Genomic DNA, 16,030 nt, shown 5'->3' with positions numbered 1-16,030 from the left:
CAGGCAGACTCAGAACAACTCGTTCTTCATCTGGGTCTTGGCCTTTTCTTCTTCAGGCGTGAGACCACTGCGATCACCCATGCCCAGGTCACGCACCATGGCGCTGGGCGGGAACTCGGCGTAGTAATACTCGCCGCCGGATTCGATCACGCCGTCCGGGACCTTGCGATCCACGTTGGGCACATCCTTGAGCGCCTTGGACATATAGCTGATCCACACCGGCAGGGCCAGGCCGCCGCCGGTTTCGCGGTCGCCCAGGCTCTTGGGCTGGTCGTAGCCGATCCAGGCAATCGCGGTCAGGCCGGGCTGGTAGCCGGCGAACCAGGCATCCATGGAGTCGTTGGTGGTACCGGTCTTGCCGGCCAGGTCGGTCCGCTTCAGCGACAGCGCCTTGACCGCCGTGCCATGACGCACCACATCGCGCAGCATGCTATCCATGATGAAGGCGTTGCGGGCATCGATGACACGGTTTGATTCATCCTCGGCGGTAGCCGGCTTGGCCTGCGAGAGCACTTCGCCATTGCTGTCGGTGACCTTGGTGATCAGATAGGGATTGATCTTGTAGCCGCCGTTAGCGAACACCGAATACGCACCCACCATCTGCAGCGGGGTGACGTTGCCCGCGCCCAGCGCCAGGGTCAGGTAGGGCGGGTTCTTGTCGGCGTCGAAGCCGAAGCGGGTGATGTATTCCTGCGCATACTTCACACCCACGCGCTCCAGGATGCGGATGGACACGAGGTTGATCGACTTCTGCAGCGCGCGGCGCATCGAGATCGGGCCCTCGAACTTGCCGCCGTAGTTCTTCGGCTGCCACACCTGGCCACCGGTCTGGGTGAAGGTCAGCGGCGCATCATTGATGATGGTGGCCGGCGACAGGCCCTTCTCCAGCGAAGAAGAATAGATGAAGGGCTTGAACGACGAACCCGGCTGACGCCAGGCCTGGGTGACGTGGTTGAACTTGTTGCGGTTGAAGTCGAAGCCGCCCACCAGCGAGCGGATCGCGCCATCCTGCGAGTTCACAGAGACGAAGGCCGATTCCACTTCCGGCATCTGGGTGATGATCCAGGCCTTGCCGTCCTGGAAGACGCGGATGATGGCGCCGCGACGGATCTTCTTCTGCGGAGGGGCCTTGTCCGACAACAGATTGGCGCCGAAGCCCAGGCCGGCGCCGGAAATGCTGATCTCCTCGCCGGTGGAGAGCATGGCCGTGATTTCCTTGGGCTTGGCATCCAGCACCACGGCCGCGACCATGTCGTCGCTGTCGGGATGATCGGCCAGCTCCACTTCCACGGCGTCTTCCACGGCTTCCTTGGTGGCGTTGTCCGGCAGGTCCATGTAGCCTTCCGGACCGCGATAGCCATGCCGGCGCTCATAGTCGATGATGCCGCGACGCAGGGCGATGTAGGCCGCATCCTGGTCGGTCTTGGTGATGGTGGTGAAGACGTTCAGGCCGCGGGTGTAGGTCTCGTCCTTGTATTGCGCGTAGACCAGCTGGCGCGCCATTTCGGCCACGTATTCGGCATGCATGCCGAAGGCGGAACTGTCGCCCTTGACCCGCAGTTCCTCGTCCTTGGCTTCCTGGTATTGCGCATCGGTGATGTAACCCAGCTGGCGCATGCGCAGCAGGATGTACTGCTGGCGCGCATGGGCGCGCTTGGGATTGACCACCGGGTTGTAGGCCGACGGCGCCTTGGGCAGGCCGGCCAGCATCGCGGCTTCGGCGATGCTGATGTCCTTCAGTTGCTTGCCGAAATAGATCTGGGCGGCCGAGGCGAAGCCATAGGCGCGCTGGCCCAGATAGATCTGGTTCATGTAGACCTCAAGGATCTGGTCCTTGGTGAGGTTGTTCTCGATCTTCCAGGCCAGCGGGATTTCATAGAAGAACTTGCGCGTGGCCTTCTGCAGGAAGGTCGGCTCGTTGCTGGTCAGGAAGAAATTGCGCGCCACCTGCTGGGTGATGGTGGAAGCACCACCGCCACCGCCGGAGAGATTGGAGAAGGTAGCCCGGGCAATGCCCTGGTAATCGACGCCGCCGTGCTCGTAGAAGCGGTCATCCTCGATGGCCAGCACGGCCTTCTTCATGATCTCCGGGATGTCCTTGAAGTGCACCAGGTTGCGGCGTTCCTCGCCGAATTCGCCGATCAGCACGCCATCGGCCGAGAAGATGCGCAGCGGGATCTTGGGACGGTAATCGGTCAGCGTATCGAGGTCGGGCAGCTTGGGATAGGTCAGCGCGACAATGAAGGTCACGCCCAGCGCCACCATCACGACCAGGCCCAGCACCGTGCCGAACAGGCCCAGGAGGATGCGCAGCGACCAGTGCATGCGCTTGCGCGGGGCCTTTCCTGCGGGTTTATCCGCCGCCGATGCCGGTTGGTGTTGATCGCCGCCGTTGGAAGATGAAGACATTCGAGATAAGCGTTAAAGCAGGCCGGAGCCGGGTTGGAAGAAACAAGCCCGCATTATAGCGGCTCGCCCTGACGGGCCGCGCGGCCAGGTGTTGCAAATAGACCAAAGCACAGGAGCGCGGTTCCGACCAGGATGGCTGGAAGTGAAGCAATTGACATCATTTACTGCAAATTGACAGGCATTCCTCAAGTTTCCGCTATTCCCCCGCCTTCCCGCCGGCCAGACAATTCCCCCTTTTCCCTTGCGAAAGAACCGCGGCATGGCCAGTTCCCTCTTTCCTTCCCGCCGGATGTCGGCGCGCCTGTGCGCCGGAGTCGACATCGGTCCTGACCGGGTCCAACTCGCCCTGCTGCGCCGCTGCGGCCAGCGCGCCCAAGTGCTGCGCCTGGATCAGCGCCTGTCGGCCAGGCCCCTGTGCCGCGATAGCCAGGTGATCGACTTCGATGCACTGGTGCTGATCTGCCGCTCGCTGCTGGACAACCCGGTGTGCCAGGGCGCCACCCTGGCGCTGGCCCTGCCGGCGGCGACCCTGACCGGCCGTCGCCTGGTCCTGCCGGCCGGCTCCAGCGAGGTCCAGCGCCTGGCACAGGTGCGCGCCGAAATGGCCGCCCATGGCGCGTCGGCCGAAGAGCAGGTACTGGATTACCGAATACTCGGTCCGCAACCGGCATCCCCCTCAGACGTGCAGGTGCTGGCGCTGGCCGCCTCGACGCTGGCCATCGAAGACCGGCTGGCACTGGCCGAGGCACTGAACCGCTCCCTGGCGACGCTGGCACCGGAGGACCTGTGCCTGGCCGCCTGGTTGCGCGACGAGCGGCGCGCCGACCAGACTGCGGTCCTGCGACTGGACCGCGGCGGCAACTGGCTGCTGCACGGCAGGGGCCCGGCCCACTACCTGCCGGCACAGGCCGCCGCAGGCGGAGCGCTGCCCCTGCTGGCCAGCGTGGCGCCACTGCTCAAACCCCTGCCGCGCAGATTGCTGCTCAGCGGCGACCACCCTCAGCTGGGCGCCATCGGGCGCGCCTTCGTCAAATATGCCGGCATCGATGCGCAGCTCGCCCCCATCCCCTCACCGCTGATGCTGTCCTCCGCGATCGCCGCGCAAATCCCGGCCGACTATCAGTTGGCCCTGGCCCTGGCGTGGGAGGGCATGGCATGAAGCCAAGCTTCGCAAGTTTCGCAAGTTTCGATTTCTCGCGCACACCGCAGCAGCGTCGCCGCCAGCGCGAACTGGGCTTCTATCGCTGGCTGGCAGTGGCTGCGCTGCTGGGCTGCCTGATCGCCGCAGTACCCGGCCTGCGGGTGTGGTGGCACACGGCCTCGCTGCAGCAGGCCAATGCCATGCTGACCCAGGCGCTGCAAAAGATGGCGCCCCAGGTGCAACAGACCAGCGCACTGCGCGCCCGCATCGAAGCGCTCAACACACAGCTGAGTGCGCAAGAACAACTGGCCCGACGGCGCCAGCAGGCCATCCAGCTGCTGCGCGGCGCGGCCCAGGCCGGCAACCCGCAGACCCGTCTGCAGCGAGTCATGCTGCAAGCCGGGCGGGCCGAGCTGCGCGGCCATGCGACAACCGCGCAAGCGGTGCAGGAATACGCCGCAGCGCTCACCGGTGCCGGCCTGGACGGTGCCACCCTCAATGATCTGCACGCCGAAGATCGTGGTTACGCCTTCAGCATCGTCATCCCCTTGGCGCCGCCCGCCGCGAACGCCACCCAGGAGCCAAAATGAAACGTGCAAGCCTGCGTACCCATCCGGCCCACTGGCCCCGGCCGGCACGGCTGGCGCTGTACCTGCTGACAACGCTGGCGTGTGCGGCCAGCGGGCTGTTGCTGGCGGTCGAAGAACTGGACGAATCGCGCCAGTCTGCCCAACGGCAACAGCAGGACCTGCGCGTGCAGTATCAATCCGCCCTGAGCCAGGTCGCGCTGCGGGATGGCCTGCAGTCGCGCCAGACCGCGCTGGAGATGCAACTGGTCGCGCAACAGGTTCAGCTACCCTCCTCAACGCCGCCGCCCAGCGCTTCCTCAACGTCGAACTCTCGGCCCTGGAAGCCGACGGGCGCGGCAAGATCGTCTCCAGTCCGCGCCTGATCACCGCCGACCAGCAGGCGGCCCTGATCGAACAAGGCGAGGAAATCCCCTACCAGCAGGCCGCCGGCAATGGCACCACCGCCACTGCCTTCAAGAAAGCCAACCTGAAGCTGGAGGTGACGCCCCAGATCACCCCCGACGGCAATGTGATCCTCGACGTCGACCTCAACAAGGACAGCCGGGGCAACGTCACCCCGGGCGGCCTGGCGATCAACACCAAGCACGTCAAGACCAAGGTCCAGGTCGAAGATGGCGGCACGGTGGTCATCGGCGGCATCTATACCCAGACCGACAACGACCATGAAACCCGGGTACCGTTGCTGGGCGACATCCCCATCCTGGGCACCCTCTTCCGCAGCAACAGCCGGGTGCGCGACAAGACCGAACTGCTGATCTTCCTCACACCCCGCATCGTCGCACCACCGCGCCCGTATTGACGCCCGTTGCCCCCCGGCGGGCTGTCCAGCCCGATTTTTCCCGGCGGCGGCACAAAGAACGGTAAAATCGCTGTTCCAGGCCCGTACCGCCGGGCGCAAGCCGGCCGGCGGCCGGCCCGGACACCGCCCACCGGGCGGCGGGTGACCGTGCCGTCAGATGCGCGGCGCCATCGACATTGGCCAGTAGCGCAGAGCGCAGAATTCTTAGATATGACTGGAAGCATCTTCCTTGTCGGCCTGATGGGAGCCGGCAAGACCACCATAGGCCGGGCCCTGGCCAAGAAGCTGAACAAGCGCTTCGTCGATTCGGACCACGAGATCGAGGCGCGCACCGGCGCCACCATCCCGGTGATCTTCGAGATCGAGGGCGAGGAAAGCTTCCGCCGCCGCGAAGCGGAGGTGATCCGCGAACTCTCGGCCCAACCCGACATCGTGCTGGCCACCGGTGGCGGCGCCGTCCTGCGTGCCGAGAATCGTGAAAACCTCAAGAAGGGCGGCACCGTCGTCTACCTGCGGGCCAGCATCAACCAGATTCTCCAGCGCACCGGGCGCGACAAGAACCGCCCGCTGCTGCAGACCGCCGATCCGCGTCGCAAGCTGGAAGAACTCTCGCGCCAGCGTGACCCTCTCTACCGCGAGGTGGCCGACTTCGTGATCGAAACCAACCGGCCCAATGTCCAGTTCCTGGTACAGACCATCATCAGCCATCTGGAACTCTCACCCAAGGAGGGTGCCTGGCAGCCCTCGGCGGAGGCTGATGGAGCGCAGGCCGATGAAACCGTCGTCGTCGAACGCAGCAGCGCGCTGGTCACCCGTACCGCCGACGGTACTACGGTGGTCGCCACCAGCCATTTCTCCCACACCTTCCATGGCGCTGCCGGCGCCGAACCCAGCCATCACCGCATGAACCAGAACACCGCCTCCACCGCCATCCACCCGATCACCCTCAACGTAGACCTGGGCGAGCGCAGCTACCCCATCCACATCGGTCGCGGCCTGCTGGACGATGCGTCCCTGCTGCCGCAATACGTCAAGGGCAAGCGCGTGGCCATCGTCACCAACGATACGGTCGGCCCCCTGTACCTGGACAAGGTCGCCAACGCCCTGCGCGCTGCCGGCAAACAGGTCAGCGAAATCGTGCTGCCCGACGGCGAGGAAGAAAAGAACTGGGCCAGCCTGATGAAAATCTTCGACCGCCTGCTGGCCGACAAGTGTGATCGCAAGACCACCCTGGTCGCCCTGGGCGGCGGTGTGATTGGCGACCTGACCGGCTTTGCCGCTGCCTCCTACATGCGCGGCGTGCCCTTCGTGCAGGTGCCGACTACCCTGCTCTCGCAGGTCGATTCCTCGGTGGGCGGCAAGACCGGCATCAACCATCCGCTGGGCAAGAACATGATCGGCGCCTTCTACCAGCCACAGGCCGTCATCGCCGACACCGCCACCCTGCATACCCTGCCCGCGCGCGAACTGGCCGCCGGCATCGCCGAAGTCATCAAGCATGGCGCCATCATCGATGCGCCCTTCTTCGACTGGATCGAAACCAATATCGCGCAACTGGTCTCCAAGGACGATGCTGCCCTGGCCTACGCCATCCAGCGCTCCTGCGAAATCAAGGCCGACGTGGTGCGCCAAGATGAACGCGAAGGTGGCCTGCGTGCCATCCTCAACTTCGGCCACACCTTCGGCCACGCCATCGAAAACGGCCTGGGCTACGGCCAATGGCTGCACGGTGAAGCCGTCGGATGCGGCATGGTCATGGCGGCCGATCTGTCGCACCGCCTGGGCTATATCGATGCCCGCACGCGTGACCGCATCCAGGCAGTCACCGCCGCCGCCGGCCTGCCGACGGTGGCACCCAGCCTCGGTACCGAACGCTGGCTGGAACTGATGGAAGTGGACAAGAAAAACGAAGGCGGCCAGATCAAGTTCATCCTGATCAAACCGCTGGGCAGCCCCCTGATCACCAACGTGCCGCAGGAATTGCTCTTGCAAACCCTGGCGGCCTGCACCGGAGAGTAAACATGCACGCTGAAGCGCCCCCCCGTCTGGCTCCCTATGCCGCCCACTCGGCAAGCTCGCGGGGCCGGCGCTTCAGTGAAACCCCGCCCGGCTCGCGCAGCGAATTCCAGCGTGACCGCGATCGCATCGTCCACTCCACTGCCTTCCGCCGTCTCGAATACAAGACCCAGGTCTTCGTCAATCACGAAGGCGACCTGTTCCGTACCCGCCTGACCCACAGCATCGAAGTCGCGCAGATTGCCCGCTCCTGCGCCCGCAACCTGCAACTCAACGAAGACCTGGTCGAAGCCATCTCCCTGGCCCACGACCTGGGCCACACGCCGTTCGGCCACGCCGGCCAGGATGAGCTGAACCACTGCATGAAGCAGCACGGCGGCTTCGAGCACAACCTACAGAGCCTGCGCGTGGTCGATGAGCTGGAGCAGCACTATGGCGCCTTCGATGGCCTGAACCTCACCTTCGAAACCCGCGAAGGCATCCTCAAGCACTGCTCGCTGCACAATGCCCGGCAACTGGGGGACATCGGCGTGCGCTTCCTGGAAAAGAAACAGCCCTCGCTGGAAGCACAGCTGGCCAACCTGGCCGACGAGATCGCCTACAACAACCACGACATCGACGACGGCCTGCGCTCGGGCCTGCTGACCATGGAGCTGATGAGCGAAGTGGATTTCTTCGCCCGCCATCTGCGCGAAGTCGAACAGACCTATCCCGGCATCACCGGTCGCCGCGTGATCCACGAGACGGTCCGCCGCATGATCAACGCGCTCATCGTCGACCTGATCCAGACCGCCAGCACGCGCATCGCCGAGCTCGCGCCACGCGACATCGAGGATGTCCGCAACGCCCCGCCGCTCATTGCCTTCTCCGATGCCATGGCCGGCGAAGCGGCAGTGCTGAAGAAATTCCTGCGCGAAAAGCTCTACCGTCACTATCAGGTCAACCGCATGACCGCCAAGGCGCGGCGCATCATTGCCGAGATGTTTGCTGCCTTCATGGGTCAGCCCAGCCTGCTGCCACCGGACTATCAGGTCAAGGCAATGCATGATGACGCCCAGCAGCTGGACAAGCAGGCAAGAAAGGTCGCCGACTACATCGCCGGCATGACCGACCGTTACGCCATCCGCGAACATCGTCGCCTGTTCGTCATGGAATGAGCGGAGCAGGCTTTCCAGCTCATCCACATCCACGTCCATATCTACATCCTCATCGTCACTGAACGCAGCGTTTCGATACGCTGCGTTTTCTCTCAGCTCGGCCTTGGCAGCATGTCATCGTGATTTCATTGCATCACTGCAAATGAAATCCGCCTGCCACCACGGATCGGACATTTCGTTACATTTTTTCTGAAAAATTTTTTAGGGTGAGAGCCACCGTATCGACCCGCATCGGCTCGCCGCAAAGCCTTTACCGAAAAGGCTTTGCGTCAGATCGAACAAATCCACCGCAGTAAGTGCTGCCACCCGGACGAGGAAACTGACACCTGTTAATTTTTGTCAATATCAAGTCCGTCACGACCGGGCCGTTATGCAGGAATGGAGTGGCTCGTCATCCGACGCGCCATCATTTCCAGTGGATCCGTCTTCCCCCTTGATGCCCGGATCCCCTTTTTCTACAGGAGACCGTCATGGCCATCGGCAACACCACCGGCCTGGACAGCAAAACCCTGCTGCCCAGCACCACTTCCTCCAACGCTACCAACGGCGACAGCACTGCCTTGTCTGCCAATGCGTCCGGTACCTCCGGCACCAGCAATGACAAGATCGCCGAAGCCAGAAAGGCGAACCTGTTGACCGAAGCAGGCGCCAAGGCACAGTTCAACCTGTCCATCGTCCAGTCCTCGCTGGAGGTGTCACTGCAGAGCGGCAACGATCCGCTGTCGCTGGTCTACAAGACCGCCATCGAAAACATCAACGACATCCTGCGCCCTCAGTTGGGCGATCAGGCCGTGCAGAACGCAGCGTCCCAGGACAACTCGCCGGAAGGCACGGCCGGGCGCATCGTCTCCTTCATCACCAACATGTTCGACCTCTACAAGCAGAACAATCCCGACAAGGATGACGCGACCAACATCGACGACTACATGAACCTGATCTTCAAGGGCGTCGACCAGGGCTTCAAGGAAGCACGCGGCATCCTGGAAAGCCTGAGCGTCCTGCAGGGCGACATCGCCAGCAACATCGACAAGACCTATGACCTCGTGCAGAAGTCGCTGAATGACTTCATCAACAAGGTCAAGGGTGGCAAGCAGGAGGGTGGGGATAGTGAAGGCGGTGCCGACAACGGTGATGGCCAGGGTGGTACCGTGGTTGCCAGCGAGACCACCGTCAGTATCTCGGTATCGGTGAGCCAGACGCGGATCAGCACCACCGCATAGGATTGACGCCCGTAGATCCGGGCCGCTACGCGAACGAAAAAGAGGCTGTCCCCGCAAGGGAACAGCCTCTTTTCATTGCATCACATTAGCGTCGCCACAATGCCATTGCAGCGACGCGCAGTCAGTTCAACCGCGCAGTTTCGCAAACGCCGCCGCCATGGCATTGTTGCTCGGTGCCTGCTCGCGACCACGCTGGTTCTGGTGCTGCGACAGACGACGCGCATCGTTGCGGTCACCACGTTGCTCGTTGCGTGCACCCGGGGCCGGGGCGGTGTCGTTCAGGCGCATGGTCAGGGCGATGCGCTTGCGCTTCTCGTCCACTTCCAGCACCTTGACCTTGACCACCTGGCCGGCCTTGACCACGGTGTGCGGGTCCTTGACGTAGCTGTTGGACAGCGCCGAGATGTGTACCAGACCATCCTGGTGCACACCGATGTCGACGAAGGCGCCGAAGGCCGCCACGTTGGTGACCACACCTTCCAGGATCATGTCCGGACGCAGGTCCTTGATCTCTTCCACGCCTTCCTTGAAGGTGGCGGTGGTGAATTCCGGACGCGGGTCGCGGCCTGGCTTGTCCAGTTCCTTGAGGATGTCGGTGACGGTGGGCACGCCGAACTTCTCGTCGGCATATTTGGCCGGGGTCAGGCCCTTCAACAGCGAGGTCTGGCCCAGCACGCTCTTCACATCCTTCTTGATGTCGGCCAGGATCTTTTCCACCAGCGGATAGGATTCCGGGTGGACCGCCGACGCATCCAGCGGGTTCTCGCCATTCATTACGCGCAGGAAACCGGCCGCCTGTTCAAAGGTCTTGTCACCCAGGCGCGGCACTTCGCGCAAGGCAGCACGCGAGCTGAACATCCCCTTCATATCCCGATACGACACAATGCTCTGTGCCACGCTGGCATTCAGACCCGACACGCGTGCCAGCAGCGGAGCGGAAGCGGTGTTCACATCCACGCCCACGGCGTTCACGCAATCCTCCACGACGGCATCCAGCGAGCGCGCCAGTTGCGACTGGCTCACATCGTGCTGGTACTGACCCACGCCGATGGACTTGGGATCGATCTTGACCAGCTCGGCCAGCGGGTCCTGCAGACGACGTGCAATCGAGACTGCGCCGCGCAGCGACACATCCAGCTCCGGCAATTCCTTGGAGGCGAATTCCGAGGCGGAATACACCGACGCACCCGCTTCGGACACCACGATCTTGGTCAGCTTCAGTTCGGGACGCAGCTTGATCAGGTCCTGCGCCAGCTTGTCGGTTTCACGCGAGGCGGTACCGTTGCCGATCGAGATCAGCGAGACATTGTGCTTCTCGGCCAGTTGCGAGAGCGAATGCAGCGAACCATGCCAGTCGTTGCGCGGCTGGTGCGGGTAGATGGTATCGGTGGCGACCACCTTGCCGGTGGCATCGACGATGGCGACCTTGACGCCGGTGCGCAGCCCCGGGTCCAGGCCCATGGTGGCACGCGGGCCGGCGGGCGCGGCCAGCAGCAGGTCCTTCAGGTTGCGGGCGAAGACGTTGATGGCTTCAAGCTCGGCCTTCTCGCGCAGGTTGGTCATGAGCTCCGTTTCCAGGTGCATGAAGACCTTCACGCGCCAGGCCCAGCGCACGGTGTCGGACAACCACTTGTCAGCGGCACGGCCCTTGTTGGAGACGCCGAAGCGCGAGGCGATACGACCTTCGCAGGGATTATGGGGAGCATCCCACTTCGGCTTTTCCTCTTCGCTGTCCAGACGCAGAACAACGTTGAGCATCTCCTCGCGACGACCGCGGAACAGCGCCAGCGCACGGTGTGACGGGATGGTGGAATAGGTCTCGGAGTAATCGAAGTAGTCGGCGAATTTTTCGCCAGCGTCCTGCTTGCCATCGATCACCTTGGATTCGACCACGCCATGTTCGGTGATGTACTCACGCAGGCTCTGCAGCAGCTCGGCATCTTCCGAGAAGCGCTCCATGAGGATCTGGCGCGCGCCATCGAGCGCGGCCTTGGTATCGGGCACGCCCGGATTGTCACCGTTGTCGGTGGTGAAGGCGGCCTTGATGTATTTGGCGGCCTCCTCTTCCGGGTTCAGGCTCGGGTCGTTCAGCAGCGCATCGGCCAGTTCGGTCAGGCCGGCTTCGGCGGCGATCTGGGCCTTGGTGCGGCGCTTGGGCTTGTAGGGCAGGTAGAGGTCTTCCAGGCGGGTCTTGTCTTCCGCGTGGGTGATGGCGTCCAGCAGCACCGGCGTCATCTTGCCCTGCTCTTCGATGGACGCGATGATCGCGGCGCGGCGGCTTTCCAGCTCGCGCAGGTAACGCAGGCGCTCTTCCAGCAGGCGCAGCTGGATGTCGTCCAGGCCGCCGGTGACTTCCTTGCGGTAGCGGGCGATGAAGGGGACGGTGGCACCTTCGTCCAGCAAGGCGATGGCGGCAGCGACCTGAACCGGCTTGGCGGCAAGTTCAAGGGCGAGTCGTTGTTCGATAGAAGGCAGCATGGTGAAACCCAGTCAACAGTTAAGCAATTAAGCAGTTATGCGGTGAAGAAAAACAAGCGTTGGATGATACGCAATTCAGCCACCCGCGCCAATCTTGACATTGCCTGATTGCACGGGAAAGCAGGCGGCGCGGGCGCATCCGGGCCGCGCGGGATTGGACGGCGGCGGCCAAAGCCGGGATAATCGGCGCTTCCGCCTCGTGCAGCCCCTCATTTCTTGCAACATGTCCATCCGTCTCATCGTCGGTCTCGGCAACCCCGGCCCGGAATACGAACAAACCCGCCACAACGCCGGCTTCTGGCTGGTCGACAACCTCGCCGGTCCGGTGCGCCTGAGCCGCGAGCAGCGCTTCAACGCCCTGGCCGGCAAGACCAGCATTGCCGGCAATGAGGTGTGGTTGCTGGAACCGCAGACCTACATGAACCGCTCCGGCCAGTCGGTCGGCGCGCTGGCGCGCTTCTACAAGATCAATCCGGACGAAGTACTGGTGGTGCATGACGAACTGGACTTGCCACCGGGCGCGGCCAAGATCAAGAAAGGCGGTTCTTCCGGCGGCCACAATGGCTTGAAGGACATCACCGCCGCACTGGGCACCCAGGACTACTGGCGCCTGCGCCTGGGCATCGGTCATCCGCGCACGCTGGGACTGCAACAGCCGGTCGCCGACTTCGTACTGCACCGGCCGCGCAAGGAAGAACAGGCGCTCATCAACGACGCCCTCGACAAGAGCCTCAACGTCATCCCCCTGCTGGCGCAGGGCAAGTTCGAGGCCGCCATGATGGAACTGCATACGGGGAAATGAGCCTGATGCGCTGAACCACAACGCAACAGGAGCGCCCCAACCTGCGAGGCGCTCCCGTGCGTCATGGACTTATTTCAGCGAAGACAGTTTCTGTTCCAGGCCCTTGGCATCGACCGCGCCAGGAATGCGCGAACCGTCGGTGAAGAAGATGGTCGGCGTGCCGGTCACCTTGAGCTTCTTGCCCAGTGCCAGTACATCCTCATGCGGCGCATTGCAGGAGGCCGCCGCTGCCGGAGCTTCCTTGCCGTTGACCATCCACTCGTTCCAGGCCTTGCTCGGATTGGGCGCGCACCAGATGTTGCGCGACTTCACGATGGAATCCGGCGAAAGGATGTTGTACTGGAAGGTGTAGTAGGTGATGTTGTCCACTTCCTGCAGGGTCTTGTGCAGGCGCTTGCAGTAGATGCAGTTGGGATCTTCGAAGATGGCGATGACGCGCTTGCCATTGCCCTTGACGGTCTTGATCGCCTTGTCCAGCGGCAGGCCCGAGAACGGCACCTGGTTCAGCGAATCGATCTTTTCCTTGGTGTAGTCGCGGTAGCTCTGCGCATCCACCACGCGGCCGATGAACAGGTACTGGGCCTTGGCATCGGTGTAGATCACGTCGCCATCGATCTGGATTTCATAGAGGCCCGAATACGGCGTCTTGGTCACCGCATCGACCTTGGCATCCTTGCCCAGGCGCGGCTCGATGAGCTTCTTGATGGTGGCCTCGGTGCTGTCAGCCGCCTCGGCCTGCGCATGGGCGCTCACGCCGACGACGGTGGAAACCAGCAGCAATGCGGCCATGCTCAGATGGCGCAATGGGCGCGCACCGGCGGTCAGAAATTTTTTCATACTCGTCCTGATTCAAATCAAACGCACACCCAATCCTTGACGCATCGGCCGCAAAGCCTTGCAAAGACTGGGGTTGCAGATGTCTCTCAAAAAAAATCGCGGGGCAGTTTTTCCGGCAACGGCAGGCGCAAATGGCCCTGCTGGCTTGCCAAAGGCCACTACCTTACCTGAAATCGCCGCGCTTCACTGTCCCAACGCGTGGGCAATCAGCCGGCGCTTGAGCAGCGGCAGACGGTTCACCAGGCTCATGCCGATATTGCGCACCAGGCGCACCGGCTCGGCCTCGGTGGAGAAGAGCCGATGCAGACCATCGGTAGCGATCTGCATCAGCAATACTTCTTCCTTGCGGGCGCGGGCATAGCGACGCAGCACACGATCGTCGCCGCAATCGTACTGGGGCTCGCGCTTGAGCAGGATATCGATCAGCGCGGCCACATCGCCAAAGCCCAGGTTCATGCCATGCCCGGCCATCGGATGGACCACATGGGCGGCATCGCCGATCAGCGCCACGCGCGGCGCGATCATCGCATGCGGCTTGATCAGGCGCAGCGGGAAAGCCTTGGCCACTTCCGGCTGCAGCGGCGTGAGCGCACCCAGCACGGGCGCGGCCCACTGCGCCAGACGCTCGGCCAGTGCCGACAAGGGCAGGCGCAGCAGCTGCTCGGCCAGCGCCTGCGGCGCGGACCACACCAGCGAGACGCGATTGCCCGGCAGCGGCAGCAGCGCAATCACCCCTTCTGTTGGGCTGAACCACTGATAGGCCACGCCCCGATGCGGCAGCTCGCAGGTGAAATTGGTGACGATGGCGTTCTGGCCATAGGAGCGGTAATCCAGCCCGATATCGCACTGCCCGCGCACCCAGGAGTTGGCGCCATCGGCCCCCACCACCAGCGAAGCGGACAGGGCCTGGCCGGATTCCAGCGTCAGCGTGGCAGTCTCGCCGCTGACCGCCAGCGCCGTGGCGCGGCCCTGCAGCACGCGCACATTGGGCGCAAAGCGCAGGGCGGCGTCCAGCGCCTGGTCGAGATTGCGGTCTTCGACGATCCAGGCCAGGGCATCGGTGCGGGCGGCGTAGGCATCGAAACTGAGCAGGCCGGGCTGCGCCTTTTCCGGCAGGCCGTCGCCGTGGACGGTCATGTTATCCACCGGCGCGATGCGCGCGGCATCCATGGCATCCCAGACGCGGACCGAGGACAGCAGGCGATGCGCGGTATGGTTCAGCGCATAGACCCGCACGTCCCAGCTGGCCGGGTCGGGTGAGGCAGACTTGGGCGGTGGCGCCAGCAGGGTCACCTTGAAGCCGGCCTGCGCCAGCCCCAGCGCCGCCGTCTTGCCGACCGCGCCGTCGCCGACGATGCAGATATCAGTGCCAGCCGCGGCCGGCGAGGAAGATGGGGAATGTGAATTGGTATTCATGCCGGCGATTATAAACGGGGTGGCGGAAACTATTTTTCAAAAAGGACTTGCATATTTCTTCAAAGCCGCTATACTTGTCCGTCTTGGCCTGGTAGCTCAGTTGGTAGAGCAGAGGATTGAAAATCCTTGTGTCGGTGGTTCGATTCCGCCCCGGGCCACCAAGAATGTTCTAAGCAAAAACGCCAGCCCTTACCGGTTGGCGTTTTTCATTTCTAGGACTGAAAATTCTTGGCTCCGGTCTATTCCCGACAATCACTCCCAAGAAAGTGTGAAGCCAATGAATACCAAGGGAATAAAGGTGGTTTTCAATGCAACTCCGCAGTCCGAAGCAATCTGCTTAGAACTTTGGCCAGAACTATCGATTTGAACGACGTGCAAGTCATCTAATGACTGCTCACATGAATCCAAGGGATTATGCTTCTGTGCGTTGCTCAATGTAGATCGATTCGGCCTCATACGAAGAGAAACGATGTACGGTTTCAACATTGATCAATCGATCTGACATAACGACAAACTCAATTTCACCACCTATACCAACTCTTTCAGTTATTGGCAGGAGATTGTCTTGGCGCTGCTGCTCCAGTACAAGCTCAATTAGAAAGTCGGGGAAGTGAATGTCGTTAGTTGGTGTGACGGGGACGACCGGCTTGAATCCTAGACCATACCGAAGTCTATCCGAGCGAAAGTCATGTTCGGAGCGATAGGCGTAACCAACATACCTTTGCTCTTCGACTGAGTAACCGAAGTGATAGATCGTCGCAGTAAGGCCACTCAAGCCTCCCTGCCCTCGAACGGATGCTCGAAAGATGTCAGGGACCACTCCATCCAAATCATCAATCGTCGCTTCTTGGAAATGAGCCTGTAGATACTGAAAGCATCCCGTGATGAAGCCCGCATGACCTGTGCCGGCAACAATCAAATTACTCCCTGGAAGCGACAGGAATTTTCGTTGAAAATACAGTGGCATTTTGTCGCGAGCACTGACTACCAGAGTGTCCATGGCCACACAAATTTGGTCGTCCTGAAGTGCGAAGACAAGAGCTGTCATAGCTAAACTCAAGAAAGTATTACAAGAATAGAGGGGAGAGGCTTCTGAAGCAGGAGGCCGTTCGATGTGACATTGCTGCTGCGCCTCTCTTTTTGTTTAATTTGCTTGCAAGAATAA

12 protein-coding genes, 1 tRNA gene and 1 pseudogene are annotated in these 16,030 nt (G+C 62.3%); 9 read left to right on the top strand and 5 right to left on the bottom strand.

All coding sequences use genetic code 11. The annotated features are described in order from the left end of the window. Positions 1-9 precede the first annotated feature (9 nt). Positions 10-2,325: a penicillin-binding protein 1A gene (locus tag HBH1_RS17080; protein WP_102663710.1), complete on the bottom strand. Its 2,316-nt coding sequence runs from the start codon at positions 2,323-2,325 to the stop codon at positions 10-12. Between the two features lie 343 nt (positions 2,326-2,668). On the opposite strand from HBH1_RS17080, the gene pilM reads away from it, so the two are divergent. From pilM to HBH1_RS17050, 7 genes and pseudogenes are all read left to right on the top strand, one after another. Beyond that, entirely contained in the window at positions 2,669-3,568 is a 900-nt protein-coding gene (pilM, locus tag HBH1_RS17075; protein ID WP_102663709.1) for a pilus assembly protein PilM, read from the top strand. Beyond that, on the top strand, positions 3,565-4,140 hold the full coding sequence (locus tag HBH1_RS17070; protein ID WP_102663708.1) for a PilN domain-containing protein: 576 nt from the start codon (positions 3,565-3,567) through the stop codon (positions 4,138-4,140). The genes pilM and HBH1_RS17070 overlap by 4 nt, the downstream gene beginning before the upstream one ends. Then, positions 4,137-4,502 (top strand): hypothetical protein, encoded by a 366-nt coding sequence (locus HBH1_RS25245; RefSeq protein WP_199181614.1) that lies wholly within the window; start codon positions 4,137-4,139, stop codon positions 4,500-4,502. The genes HBH1_RS17070 and HBH1_RS25245 overlap by 4 nt, the downstream gene beginning before the upstream one ends. Continuing rightward, positions 4,385-4,939 (top strand): annotated as a pseudogene (locus HBH1_RS17065) (type IV pilus secretin PilQ); the annotation flags it as partial. The gene HBH1_RS25245 and the pseudogene HBH1_RS17065, both read left to right, overlap by 118 nt. A 210-nt stretch (positions 4,940-5,149) precedes the next feature. Continuing rightward, a complete protein-coding gene (aroKB, locus tag HBH1_RS17060) occupies positions 5,150-6,958 on the top strand; it encodes a bifunctional shikimate kinase/3-dehydroquinate synthase AroKB (RefSeq protein WP_102663707.1) in 1,809 nt (602 codons plus the stop codon). Positions 6,959-6,960: 2 nt separating this feature from the next. Beyond that, positions 6,961-8,112 (top strand): deoxyguanosinetriphosphate triphosphohydrolase, encoded by a 1,152-nt coding sequence (locus HBH1_RS17055; RefSeq protein WP_102663706.1) that lies wholly within the window; start codon positions 6,961-6,963, stop codon positions 8,110-8,112. A gap of 470 nt (positions 8,113-8,582) precedes the next feature. Continuing rightward, complete coding sequence (locus tag HBH1_RS17050) at positions 8,583-9,332, top strand: DUF5610 domain-containing protein (RefSeq protein WP_102663705.1); 750 nt, start codon at positions 8,583-8,585, stop codon at positions 9,330-9,332. 126 nt (positions 9,333-9,458) lie between these two features. Here the strand turns inward: HBH1_RS17050 and HBH1_RS17045 are convergent, their stop codons facing one another. Beyond that, positions 9,459-11,810, bottom strand: a complete 2,352-nt coding sequence (locus HBH1_RS17045; protein ID WP_102663704.1) for a Tex family protein — start codon at positions 11,808-11,810, stop codon at positions 9,459-9,461. A 223-nt stretch (positions 11,811-12,033) separates the two neighbouring features. On the opposite strand from HBH1_RS17045, the gene pth reads away from it, so the two are divergent. Next, a complete protein-coding gene (gene pth / locus HBH1_RS17040) occupies positions 12,034-12,612 on the top strand; it encodes an aminoacyl-tRNA hydrolase (protein WP_102663703.1) in 579 nt (192 codons plus the stop codon). Between the two features lie 69 nt (positions 12,613-12,681). Here the strand turns inward: pth and HBH1_RS17035 are convergent, their stop codons facing one another. Next, entirely contained in the window at positions 12,682-13,449 is a 768-nt protein-coding gene (locus HBH1_RS17035) for a DsbC family protein (protein ID WP_102663702.1), read from the bottom strand. A 183-nt stretch (positions 13,450-13,632) separates the two neighbouring features. After that, positions 13,633-14,865, bottom strand: coding sequence for a UbiH/UbiF family hydroxylase (locus HBH1_RS17030; protein ID WP_102663701.1), 1,233 nt, complete (start codon positions 14,863-14,865; stop codon positions 13,633-13,635). Positions 14,866-14,950: 85 nt separating this feature from the next. On the opposite strand from HBH1_RS17030, the gene HBH1_RS17025 reads away from it, so the two are divergent. Next, positions 14,951-15,026, top strand: a tRNA-Phe gene (locus tag HBH1_RS17025). 251 nt (positions 15,027-15,277) lie between these two features. Here the strand turns inward: HBH1_RS17025 and HBH1_RS17020 are convergent. After that, positions 15,278-15,913, bottom strand: a complete 636-nt coding sequence (locus HBH1_RS17020) for a hypothetical protein (RefSeq protein ID WP_102663700.1) — start codon at positions 15,911-15,913, stop codon at positions 15,278-15,280. Between the last annotated feature and the right edge of the window lie 117 nt (positions 15,914-16,030).

It is taken from the genome of Herbaspirillum sp. BH-1 (assembly GCF_002870055.1).
Taxonomy (GTDB): Bacteria; Pseudomonadota; Gammaproteobacteria; order Burkholderiales; family Burkholderiaceae_D; genus Herbaspirillum; species Herbaspirillum frisingense.
Note: the sequence above shows the minus strand (reverse complement) of the source record. Positions and strands in the feature narration are given on the sequence as shown.

Excerpts from the sequence above, each read along its gene's own strand:
- HBH1_RS17080 (WP_102663710.1), bottom strand. The coding sequence starts at position 2,325 with ATGCACTGGTCGCTGCGCATCCTCCTGGGCCTGTTCGGCACGGTGCTG.
- pilM (WP_102663709.1), top strand. The coding sequence starts at position 2,669 with ATGGCCAGTTCCCTCTTTCCTTCCCGCCGGATGTCGGCGCGCCTGTGC.
- HBH1_RS17070 (WP_102663708.1), top strand. The coding sequence starts at position 3,565 with ATGAAGCCAAGCTTCGCAAGTTTCGCAAGTTTCGATTTCTCGCGCACA.
- HBH1_RS25245 (WP_199181614.1), top strand. The coding sequence starts at position 4,137 with ATGAAACGTGCAAGCCTGCGTACCCATCCGGCCCACTGGCCCCGGCCG.
- aroKB (WP_102663707.1), top strand. The coding sequence starts at position 5,150 with ATGACTGGAAGCATCTTCCTTGTCGGCCTGATGGGAGCCGGCAAGACC.
- HBH1_RS17055 (WP_102663706.1), top strand. The coding sequence starts at position 6,961 with ATGCACGCTGAAGCGCCCCCCCGTCTGGCTCCCTATGCCGCCCACTCG.
- HBH1_RS17050 (WP_102663705.1), top strand. The coding sequence starts at position 8,583 with ATGGCCATCGGCAACACCACCGGCCTGGACAGCAAAACCCTGCTGCCC.
- HBH1_RS17045 (WP_102663704.1), bottom strand. The coding sequence starts at position 11,810 with ATGCTGCCTTCTATCGAACAACGACTCGCCCTTGAACTTGCCGCCAAG.
- pth (WP_102663703.1), top strand. The coding sequence starts at position 12,034 with ATGTCCATCCGTCTCATCGTCGGTCTCGGCAACCCCGGCCCGGAATAC.
- HBH1_RS17035 (WP_102663702.1), bottom strand. The coding sequence starts at position 13,449 with ATGAAAAAATTTCTGACCGCCGGTGCGCGCCCATTGCGCCATCTGAGC.
- HBH1_RS17030 (WP_102663701.1), bottom strand. The coding sequence starts at position 14,865 with ATGAATACCAATTCACATTCCCCATCTTCCTCGCCGGCCGCGGCTGGC.
- HBH1_RS17020 (WP_102663700.1), bottom strand. The coding sequence starts at position 15,913 with ATGACAGCTCTTGTCTTCGCACTTCAGGACGACCAAATTTGTGTGGCC.